Raw genomic sequence first — 10,126 nt, 5'->3', positions numbered from 1 at the left:
GTGGTGGGCCGGCCGCCCCGGACGACGGCCGACCCGCCACCCCGCGCGCGTATGCGCGAGCGTGTACGCGCAGGTACCGCACCCGCACTCCGTGTGGCCATTTTCTAGCGCGGCGGCGGCGAGTGGTGGCAGGCTGCCGAACAGGAGATAACAGCAGCAGGAGATAACAGCAGTACGGAGCCGGAGGTGCGTCCCCGTGGCGTCCAGTGTCAATCCCACCGTCCGCCGACGCCGGTTGGGCCAGGAGCTGCGCAGGCTCCGCGAGGAGAAGGGCATGACGGCGGAGGAGGTCGCCGACCGCCTGCTGGTCTCCCAGTCGAAGATCAGCCGTCTTGAGAACGGCCGCCGCAGCATCAGCCAGCGCGATGTGCGCGACCTGTGCGGGGTCTACGAGGTGCAGGACCAGCACCTGGTCGAGTCGCTGATGCAAATGGCCAAGGAGTCCCGGCAGCAGGGCTGGTGGCACGCGTTCGGCACGCTCTCCCCCACCTACAGCGTCTACATCGGGCTGGAGTCGGACGCGGTCTCGGTGCGCAACTACGAGTCGCTCATCGTGCCCGGCCTGCTCCAGACCCCGCAGTACGCGGAGTCGGTGATCCGCGGCATGTGGCCCGAGGCGTCGATGGACGACGTCGAGAACCGGGTCGGCGTGCGGCTGCGCCGCCAGGACCGGCTGCACGCACCGGAGAAGCCGCTGCGCTTCTGGGCCGTCCTCGACGAGTCGGCGCTGCGGCGGGTCGTCGGCGACCGGCAGACGATGCGCGAGCAGTTGGAGCGGCTGATCGAACTGAGCCACATGCCGCATGTGACGCTCCAGATCCTCCCGTACTCCGTCGGCTCGCACCCCGGCATGACGGGCACGTTCTCCGTCCTCGAATTCGACGATCCCTCGGACTCGACGACCGTCTACATCGAGGGCGTGACCAGCGACCTCTACCTGGAGAAGCACTCGGACGTACAGAAGTACGGGGTGATGTACGAGCACCTGCGGGCGCAGGCGCTGAACGCGGACGAGACCCGGAAATTCATCCAGGACGTGATCAAGGAGTACGCGCTCTGAGGGCCCCACACGCCCCACGAGGGGCCTCCCAAGGGCCCGGCGGGCGAAGGGGCCGTAAGGTACACCCTCATATCGGATACATGGAAGACCCCGCTGACATATGCCATCCGGTCGGGTGAACTGCTCTGCACTCCTGCGATGTTGCGGCGTAGCGTCGTCTGCACCTTGAGAAGCGACAGCTTCTCGCCGAACTGCAATTTCGCGGAGTGAACATGAAGCAGTCGCACAGCGCCCAGCCCATGTGGCGGAAGTCCTCCTACTCCGGTGTGAACGGCAACTGCGTGGAGGTGGCGACCCCCCTGCCCCGGTCCATCGACGTCCGCGACTCGAAGGACCCGCAGGGCCCCGTCCTCACCTTCACCTCCGAGGCGTGGTCCGCCTTCCTCGGCACCGTGGGCGAAGGAACGTACAACCTCTGATCGTCGGCCCCGCCCACCAGCGGCACCGCGGCACGACGATTCCGCGATAGAAACGCACAACAGCGATCCGCAGCACCGCATGGAGCCCTCTCGACTGGCACGCCGTCCCGGCCGAGGGGGCTCGGCCGCGTCCACGGCCAGGTGCGCGTACGTACACCGCGCAGCCGGCCTCACGCGCGTAAGTCGCAACCCGCGCGCGTACGCCTGACTCACACGTGTAGGCCGTAACTCACGCCCGTACGCCGTAACTCGCGCCCGTACGGCTATCGGAGCTGGTCCACGTACCGGTCCGTGCCGGGAACGGTCGGCATGAAGGGCGCGACCAGTTCCACCCGCGCCCCGAGCCCGGCCGCAGCCGCCTCCGCGCCCAGCGAGTCGAAGTGCCCGGCCCAGCAGTCGCGCGGGTCGCGCTCCAGGAACCACAGCACGGTCAGCCGGGTGTCGACGCCCTCGACCTGCTTCACGTACGACATCCGGTCGCCGGGCAGCGGCGTCGGCCGGAAGACGGTCGCCATCGCGGCCGGGGACCCGGCGAGCCGCTTCGGCAGGTGGTCGTCGGCCAGCCACCGCAGGAGCCCGGCTCGCTGTCCGGCGTCGGCCGTGTCGATGACCTCCAGGACGAGCCCGGCGTAGGGGTGGTCGAGCGCGTGGAAGTCCCGCGGCCCGTGCGCGCCGTCGCGGTAGACGGTCGCCTCGTGGTCCTGGAAGGCCGTGAAGACGTGCGTACGGTCCTGGTGCACGCGGCCGTCGCGGTTCAGCCGCTTGTTGATGCCGACGGTCCACCGCATGTGGTCGTCGTAGCGGCCCTCGGTGATCCAGTAGGTGGAGAGGTAGCAGCCGGCGGTGACGGGGGACGCGACGGCCGATTCGCTCGGGTAGCGCAGGAGCTGGAGATCGCGGGTGGCGACCCAGCGGCGGCCCGCGTAGATCCAGGGCATGGCCATCGCCCCGGCGATGTAGTGGTCGTCCTCGTACCAGCGGTTGTAGGCGTGTTCGTGGCCCGGGTGCGGCTCGACCATGGTGATCAGCGCGTGCCCGGGGCGTACGCCGTACGGGCCGGTGGCGGCGAGCTGTCCGTAGAGGTCGCCGTGGGCGTCGTCTGTGTGGGTGTCGTCGGCGCGGTTGCCGTCTGCGCGGGTGTCGTCTGTCATGGCACAGCTATAGCTGATGCGCCGTCAGATGGGGATGGCCGGCGCAGGACGATCCGGGAGTGACGCCCTCTGCCAATTTCGCGCCGGAACCTCTAATCTGACTGACCGTCACATAGCGCGTCGCGAACCGGCGAGTCGGGAGGCACCCCATGCCACTGAGCGGGAAGTCCGTCGTGATCTGCGGCGTCGGCGCCGGACTCGGCCACCAGGTGGCGGCGGCCTGCCTGCGCGACGGCGCGAGTGTCACGCTCGGCGCGCGCACGGAGTCCCAGCTGGCCAAATGCGCGGACGAGCTGGACCCGGACGGCCTGCGCAGCGCGTGGCGGGCGACGGACGTCGCGGACGAGGAGCAGTGCGCGGCGCTCGCGGCGCTCGCCGTGGAACGGTTCGGCGCGATCGACGCCGTCGTGAACGTCGCGGCCTTCGACAGCCACTTCGGCGGGCTGGAGGACGCCGACTTCGAGACCTGGCAGCGCGTGCTCGACGTGAACCTGCTCGGCGCGCTGCGCATGACCCGCGCCTGCCTGCCCGCGCTGAAGGAGCGCGGCGGCTCGGTCGTGCTGATCGGCACCCAGTCCTCGGTCGCAGCCCCCACCGAGGTGCGGCAGGCCGCGTACGCCGCCTCGAAGGGCGGGCTCGTCTCGGCCATGTACTCGCTCGCGCGCGAGCTGGGGCCGCACCGGATACGGGTGAACACCGTGCAGCCCGGCTGGATGTGGGGCCCGCCGGTACGGGCGTACGTGCAGTACACGGCGCGCACGGAAGGCGTCCCGGAGGCCGATGTGCTGCGCCGGCTGGCCGGCCGTATGGCGCTGCCGGAGCTGGCGACGGACGGGGACGTGGCGGAGGCCGCCGCGTTCCTGGCGTCCGACCGGGCGCGCGCGATCACCGGCCAGTCGCTGCTGGTCAACGCCGGCGAACTGATGCGCTGACGACTTCCCGAACTGACAACCCGACCGACAACCCAACTGGCAACCCGACTGACAATCAGCAGCCCCTTTCGCTTCACGGGACGGCCGTAACGCCGCTGTGCGGTCGGCCGGTTGACGGATGCCCACTGACGAAGTGCCCGCCCATCGTGTGGCCGGGGTCACGTCCGGGACAACGCCCCAGTGAGTCAAGAACGCGCAAAATCGTTCTGCTTTCTGATTGCTGTTCATATCCCTGACCGCGAACACTCTTGACCGGCCGCCGGGACAAGCGGTTCAATCCCGGAAGTCCCCGCTCCCGCAGGGGGACACCGCCTGTACGGACGTACTGACGAAGCGCGCTCCCGTTCACAAGGCGGACCCCTGGAGGGGGCATGAACAGTTTCGACTGGGCCGTACTCATCGGCTACTTCGGCGTGATGGTGGCGATCGGCGTCTGGTCCCACAAGCGCGTGGGCGACGTGAGCGACTTCTTCACCGCCGGCGGCAAGATGCCGTGGTGGCTGTCCGGCATCTCGCACCACATGTCCGGCTACAGCGCCGTGATGTTCACCGGATACGCGGGCATCTCCTATACGTACGGCATCACGTCCTTCGTCACCTGGTCGCTCCCGATCGCCGTCGGCATCGCCATCGGGGCCAACCTCTTCGCGCCCCGCCTCAACCGGCTGCGCTCGCGGCTGCACGTCGCCTCGCCGCTCGAATACCTCAAGAACCGCTACAACCTGCCCACGCAGCAGGCGCTCGCCTGGTCGGGCGTGCTGCTGAAGATCGTGGACGTGGGCGCCAAGTGGGCCGCCATCGCGACGCTGCTGTCCGTCTTCACCGGGGCCTCCCTCAACCAGGGCATCCTCATCACCGGCGTCATCACGGCCGTCTACTGCACGGTCGGCGGCCTGTGGGCGGACGCGCTCACCGAACTGGGCCAGTTCGTCATCCAGTTGCTGGCCGGGGTGGCGATGCTGGTCACCGTGCTGACGAAGATCGGCGGGATCAGCGGGCTGTGGAACGTATGGGACAAGCTCCCGGCCGGCCACACACACCCGACCGCCGGCCCGTACACGGTGACGTTCCTGCTCGCGTACCTCTTCATCAAGACCTTCGAGTACAACGGCGGCATGTGGAACCAGGCGCAGCGCTACATGGCCACCTCCAGCGCCCACGCCGCCAGGCGCTCCGCGTGGCTGTCGGCGGCGCTGTGGCTCGTGTGGCCGGTGGTGCTCTTCTTCCCGATGTGGGTGGCGCCGCTCCTGGTCCACGCCAAGAAGCCGGACGCCTCGGACTCCTACGCGCTGCTCACCGAACAGCTGCTGCCGCACGGCCTGCTGGGCCTGGTCGTCGTCGGCTTCTTCTCGCACACGATGGCCATGTGCTCCTCCGACGCCAACGCCATCGCCGCCGTCTTCACCCGCGACATCGCGCCGGTGCTCTCCCGCAGGGCGCGCCAGTGGACGTCACGCTCCGGGCTGATCGCGGCGCGCGTGACGACGGTGTCGTTCCTGGCCCTGTCCATGGCCATCGCGACCCAGGTCAACTCGCCCGCCTTCAAGGACATCATCACGGTCGTCATCAAGTGGGTCGCCGGCCTGATGGGCCCGATCGCGATCCCCTTCATGCTGGGGCTCCTGCGCCCCTTCCGTAAATCCGGCCCGACAGCCGCCCTGGTCAGCTGGGCCGTGGGCCTCTTCGGTTTCTGGCTGACGAACTACGGCATCGACGGCCTCTCGCTCCAGGTCCAGATCGTGACTCCGGTAGCGACATCGCTGGTCCTCTTCATCCTGATCGGCTTCCTCAAGCCGGAGGCCACGCCCGAGCGCGACGCCGTCATCGCCAAAATCAACACCGATGACGACAGTGCCGCGGGGGCGGCGGCCGCTGCGCCCGAAGCTGATGGCGCGGACCGCACGGTGGTGACGCGGGCGTCGGAGTAGGGCGCACCCGTACCGGCTGGTCCGTCCCTGCCCGGACGCCCGGGTGTTCCCGCACGGCCTGGCCGCGCTGGTCGGCACCATTTGGCCAGGGCCCTTGCCGCCCTGGCCTGCCGTCCTCGCCCCTTTCACCTGGCCTTCGGCGTCTTCTACAGGCCGCTCTGCCGCTTGTTCATCGTGTCGAGCGTCGGCCAAGGAGGACCGTCGTGCAGTGCGCGCAGGAGTTCTTCTCCGAATCGCTTCCCGTTCGGAAACTGATCGCCAAGCTCCCAACGCCACGCGGCGACCATCGCGAGAACGAGCTGTCGGCACTCGTCCAGCAGCCCTTGATCGACGTTCGGGTAGTGCTCGCAGACCGCCTCGGGAACATGGGCGAGGTCGAACTCGACGGGTCCGCGGCAGCACGTCTCAAGGTCGATGAACAGCGGGCCGTCCTTCGTGCTGAGCACATTGCCCGGATGCGGCTCGCCGTGCAGCAGCTGCTCCACGGCACCGCGGTCGTCGATCGCACGTCGCAAACCCGCCAGCCTGCCACTGAGGAAGACGCGGTCCGCGTCGGCGAGCTCCGGCGAGCGCCCCGGGTCGGCGACGACTTCCTCCGCCTGCGTGATCCGGTCCGTGAACCTCGGGCTCGGCACATCGACCTTGCACATACCGGCGTGCAACTGCTCCAACGCCTTGGCGAAGTCGGCCGGCGAGGTGTGAGGTGTCACGGGCTCGCAGTAGGTCCACAGCGTCACCGCGAAGCCATCGCGCATGTACACACGCGGATCAGCCCGAGGCTCCAAGGGACACGTCGGGCATCCGGCCTCGGCGAGCCGCCGAGCGAGCTCGACTTCGAACTGTGCCGCCTCGCGCCCCGCAGGGGCGATCCGGGCGATGACGCCGCATGGCAGCAGCCGCAGTGTCAGCTTGTTCGAGTTATGGAGAACGATCGCGTCGTCGGCCGGCAGGTCGAGCGATGCGGCAACCGAAGTCGCAGCCGCTGTCGCACGCGTGACGTCGGTCATCTCCATCCTCGAATCCTGGCATGGACGAGCGGGGGCGACGCCGGTCTCGCCTTCGCCTGCCGGTTCGTCCCGCTCCCGCTCGTACGGCCGCCGGCCGACGAACAGGACGCATGGCCGGGGCGCGCCGATCCGCGCTGGGCCATCGCCCGCGGCAGGTAGTCCGCTACGAGCGCGGGTACCGCTCCAGCCACGCCTGCGTCGAACCTCCCGGACCGTGCAGCGCCGCGCCCTGCGTCATCTCCATCGCGAAGTCGTCCGCCAGTTCCAGCACGGTCGCCCGGCCCTCCAGCTCCGCGAGCCAGCCCGGCGGCAGCGCCGTCTCCCCGTGCATCGCGCCCAGCAGATTTCCGCAGATGGAGCCCGTGGAGTCGGAGTCGCCGCCGTGGTTGACGGCGAGCAGCAGCCCATGGCGTACGTCCTCGGCGACCAGCGCGCAGTAGAGGCCCATCGACAGCGCCTCCTCGGCCGTCCACCCCTCGCCCAGCGACTCGACGCGCTCCGGCGAGGGCAGCCCCTGCCGTACGGCCCCGAGCGCCTGCTTCAGCGCGTCCGTCGTCTCCTCGTGGCCGGGGCGCGCGGCGAGCAGCGCCAGCGCGCGCTGCACCGAACCGTCCAGCGACTCACCGCGCGCCAGCCCGTGCATGATGACGGCGAAAGCGCCCGCCGCCAGATATCCGGTGGGGTGCCCGTGCGTCTGCGCGCCGCATTCGACGGCGAGCTGGAAGACCAGTTCCGGCTCCCAGCCGACCAGCAGCCCGAACGGCGCGGACCGCATCACGGCCCCGCACCCCTTCGAGTCCGGGTTCTTCGGCTTCTCCACCGTCCCCATCGTCTCGTCGCCGAGCCCCGACAGGCAGGCCCGGCCGGGCGCGCGCTGCGCGTACAGCCACTCCTCGCGGGCGAGCCACCCGGCGTCCGGCTCCCGCTCGTCGGGCCCCCAGTCGCGCTGGGTGGCCGCCCACCGCAGGTAGGCGCGGTGCACATCGGTCGGCGGGTGCCAGGCCCCGGTGTCGCGCCGCACCTGCGCGCGGATCAGCCCGTCCACCGTGAACAGCGTCATCTGCGTGTCGTCGGTGACGGCCCCGCGCCGCCCGTACGCCGGTACGTAGTCGGTGACGCCCTCCGCGCCGTGCTGCGCGCGGATGTCGGCCAGGGAGTTGAACTCGATGCCCGCGCCGAGCGCGTCCCCGATCGCCCCGCCGAGCAGCGCGCCGCGCACCCGGCTGCGGAAGTCCTGCTGCTCGACGCGGCCCCATATGGCAGTAGCTGCGTTCGCGCTCACGCCTTCGCCTCCTTGCGTCGGCTGGTTCTCTCGGCTGGTTCTCTCGGCTGGTTCTGTCGGCTGGTTCTGTCGGCTCGCTTTTCGGCTGTTCCCGCCCCGGCGGTCGCGCACGTCGGCCGCTCCATCGGTCATGGTCAGCCGTACGACGTACGCCCGGTACTTGTCAGGTACCGGACCGACTCAGCACTTTAATAGACCGCCACCGATCACTTCCGGCCGATCCGCGGTACGGGCGACAGCGCGCCCCGACGATCAGCCGCCCGCCGACTGGGCATGCTCTGGGTATGTCCGACTCGTTCGAGAGCGACCGCATCACCATGGCCGTCGTCGCCTGCGCCCTGGCGGACGACAGCGACGGCGCGGTGGAACTCCTCAAACCGCTGGACGCCCGCGACGTCTCCCGCATCGCGATCCGCCTCGCGGCGATGGCCGCCGACGCCCTCATCTCGGCCACTCAAGAGGGCGGCGGCGACCGGGCGGAGGCCCTGGAGCGCTGGCAGCAGTGCATCCTCCAGCACGAAACGGAGCGCGAGGGTGGGTAGGGGGCCGGGGCCGCTGGGCCGCCGTCGCCGCGCTACTGGGAGCGGGCACGGTGTTCGCGCATCGCCTCGCGGATGTCGGACGCGCGCTGACGCACGTAGGCGTCGACCCGTTCATGGTCCTCCCGGTCGAGGGCGTCCGGGTCCACGACCGCCCGGTTGAGGAGGAACGAGTCCGGGAGGGAGTCCACCAGGTGCCGCGCGATCTTGATCGAGGCCCCCTTGGCCGGTTTGGCCGGTTTGGCCGCCTTGGCCGAAGTCGCCGCCGCCGTACCACTCCAGGCAGCCGCGCCGCCCGCCACCGCCGGGCCGCCGCCCGGTCCCGTCCGGCCGCTTGCCACAGCGAGGCCGCCCGAGGCCGCCCCGTACCGCACCGGGCCGGGAGCGCTCTCCACTCCCCCGTAACAGCCGTCGCACACGCCGCCTGTGAGCGCGGCCGGGCGGCCGGGGGTCCGGCAGACGACACACTCAAGGACCAACGGCGTACGTCTGGGGGACCACCGCTCGGGTGGCATCTTCATCTCGATCCGCTTCTCGACGAACCGCTTGGGCGCGCCCACTACAGGAGGCAGCCCGGAGACCATCTGGGTGGTGAAGTGCGGGCCGGACAGATCGCGTTTGAGCCACTCCTCGACCTGCGGCTGAAGCGCCCGGCACTCGGCGGCGGAGAGCATCAGCCGACGGTCCGCCTCGCCGAGCCGCATCAGCAGCCGGTACGCGCGCTCCGCCCGTGGCACGGGTTCCGTGGCCACCTCGGCCACGGGCTCACTCTCCGCCTCCGGTACGAACGCGGGTTTGGCCTCCGGCTCCTGCCACTCGTCCATGTCCTGCCCTCGCTGGCAGGCCGCCCACCACGCGTCGCTGCGCGGAGCCCTTGAGAAATACGTGCGGGTGACGTGCTTTCCGCCCGGCAAGCGCTCCGTGAACCGCCGCAGATGCCCCTCCAGCGCCAGCCGCCGCAGCGCCGTGCCGAGGGCGCACTGCCCGTAGTCGAGCTGCGCGGCCAGCGCCTTGATGGAGATGCAGGTACCGTCGGGCACCCGGTCGATGTACGAGGCAATGGCCGCCTCCCGCCTGGGCAGATGCGCGAAATCGCTCGCCTTGCGGGGACCTTGGCCGGAAACGGCGTGCTTGCCGTAACCGACTGCCGCCATCCGGGGGCGGAGGTCTGCCTCGGAGTCGTTGGCGCTAAGGTCGGATGAAGCCATGGGGTTACGTCCTGATCTCTCGCGGTGAGATCGCAGCCGATCTCCTGGCCAGACCCCCGCTTGGCGCTCTAACGCCTTCGGGGGTCGCTTTCTTTACGAGCGGCACCGTACACGGCCCCAGCCCTCCGTGGCGACCTGATCACCAAAAGTCATATTCCCTGGTCCGCCGCCCTCGCGGGGTTGGTTAGGAGGGTTGTGTTTCCCTAACCATTCCAAGGGGATCGCTCGAATCCCGGGTACCGAATTCCGCGCCTTGAGTTCCGGGCGCGAACAGGGGAAATGGCGGGCGGGAAAACTCGTCGCCCGTTCCGGGGCGGTATCCCCGGAACAGGTGACGGACGTCAGGAGGACGTCAGGAGGACGTCGGGCGGACCGTATTCATGATCTTGGAAATCTGGTCCTTGGTCAGGGCATTGGGGACGCCCTGGTCCGCGTAGATCACCCAGCCGTGCATGGTGCCGTCCGGCATCTTCTGGGCGATGCTGTGGACGATGGCGGTGGCCGGTACGCACTTGCTGGCGCGGTTGGCGATGGTGACCTCGGCGGTGGCGGTGTAGCCGTCGATGCCGTTGTGCTTCCAGGGCTTGGCGGGGCCGACCT

The 10,126-nt window shown here is 69.8% G+C and carries 9 protein-coding genes and 1 pseudogene; 5 read left to right on the top strand and 5 right to left on the bottom strand.

Going from position 1 to position 10,126, the window contains the following annotated elements:
• The first annotated feature begins 196 nt into the window (after nt 1-196).
• Nucleotides 197-1,060 (top strand): helix-turn-helix domain-containing protein, encoded by an 864-nt coding sequence (locus ACFU99_RS04330; protein WP_384385522.1) that lies wholly within the window; start codon nt 197-199, stop codon nt 1,058-1,060.
• A gap of 212 nt (nt 1,061-1,272) precedes the next feature.
• Nucleotides 1,273-1,479: a DUF397 domain-containing protein gene (locus tag ACFU99_RS04325; protein WP_384385519.1), complete on the top strand. Its 207-nt coding sequence runs from the start codon at nt 1,273-1,275 to the stop codon at nt 1,477-1,479.
• A gap of 263 nt (nt 1,480-1,742) precedes the next feature.
• Here ACFU99_RS04325 and ACFU99_RS04320 read toward each other — a convergent pair whose 3' ends face one another.
• Nucleotides 1,743-2,630, bottom strand: a complete 888-nt coding sequence (locus tag ACFU99_RS04320) for a hypothetical protein (protein WP_384385516.1) — start codon at nt 2,628-2,630, stop codon at nt 1,743-1,745.
• A gap of 149 nt (nt 2,631-2,779) precedes the next feature.
• Between ACFU99_RS04320 and ACFU99_RS04315 the strand changes: the two genes are divergently transcribed.
• Both ACFU99_RS04315 and ACFU99_RS04310 read left to right on the top strand, forming a co-directional pair.
• On the top strand, nt 2,780-3,562 hold the full coding sequence (locus tag ACFU99_RS04315; protein WP_384385514.1) for an SDR family oxidoreductase: 783 nt from the start codon (nt 2,780-2,782) through the stop codon (nt 3,560-3,562).
• Between the two features lie 371 nt (nt 3,563-3,933).
• Nucleotides 3,934-5,490, top strand: a complete 1,557-nt coding sequence (locus ACFU99_RS04310; RefSeq protein ID WP_384385512.1) for a sodium:solute symporter family protein — start codon at nt 3,934-3,936, stop codon at nt 5,488-5,490.
• Nucleotides 5,491-5,636: 146 nt separating this feature from the next.
• Here the strand turns inward: ACFU99_RS04310 and ACFU99_RS04305 are convergent, their stop codons facing one another.
• Complete coding sequence (locus ACFU99_RS04305) at nt 5,637-6,503, bottom strand: phosphotransferase enzyme family protein (protein ID WP_384385510.1); 867 nt, start codon at nt 6,501-6,503, stop codon at nt 5,637-5,639.
• Between the two features lie 157 nt (nt 6,504-6,660).
• Nucleotides 6,661-7,779, bottom strand: a complete 1,119-nt coding sequence (locus tag ACFU99_RS04300; RefSeq protein WP_384385507.1) for an ADP-ribosylglycohydrolase family protein — start codon at nt 7,777-7,779, stop codon at nt 6,661-6,663.
• Between the two features lie 284 nt (nt 7,780-8,063).
• Between ACFU99_RS04300 and ACFU99_RS04295 the strand changes: the two genes are divergently transcribed.
• Nucleotides 8,064-8,321: a hypothetical protein gene (locus ACFU99_RS04295; protein WP_384385504.1), complete on the top strand. Its 258-nt coding sequence runs from the start codon at nt 8,064-8,066 to the stop codon at nt 8,319-8,321.
• Between the two features lie 32 nt (nt 8,322-8,353).
• Here the strand turns inward: ACFU99_RS04295 and ACFU99_RS04290 are convergent, their stop codons facing one another.
• Nucleotides 8,354-9,526: a hypothetical protein gene (locus tag ACFU99_RS04290; protein WP_384385502.1), complete on the bottom strand. Its 1,173-nt coding sequence runs from the start codon at nt 9,524-9,526 to the stop codon at nt 8,354-8,356.
• 352 nt (nt 9,527-9,878) lie between these two features.
• Nucleotides 9,879-10,126: pseudogene (locus tag ACFU99_RS04285) on the bottom strand (hypothetical protein); the annotation flags it as partial.

Origin of the sequence: Streptomyces sp. NPDC057654, from assembly GCF_042800135.1 — a bacterium.
GTDB lineage: Bacteria > Actinomycetota > Actinomycetes > Streptomycetales > Streptomycetaceae > Streptomyces.
This window is presented reverse-complemented; position numbering and strand designations above follow the sequence as displayed.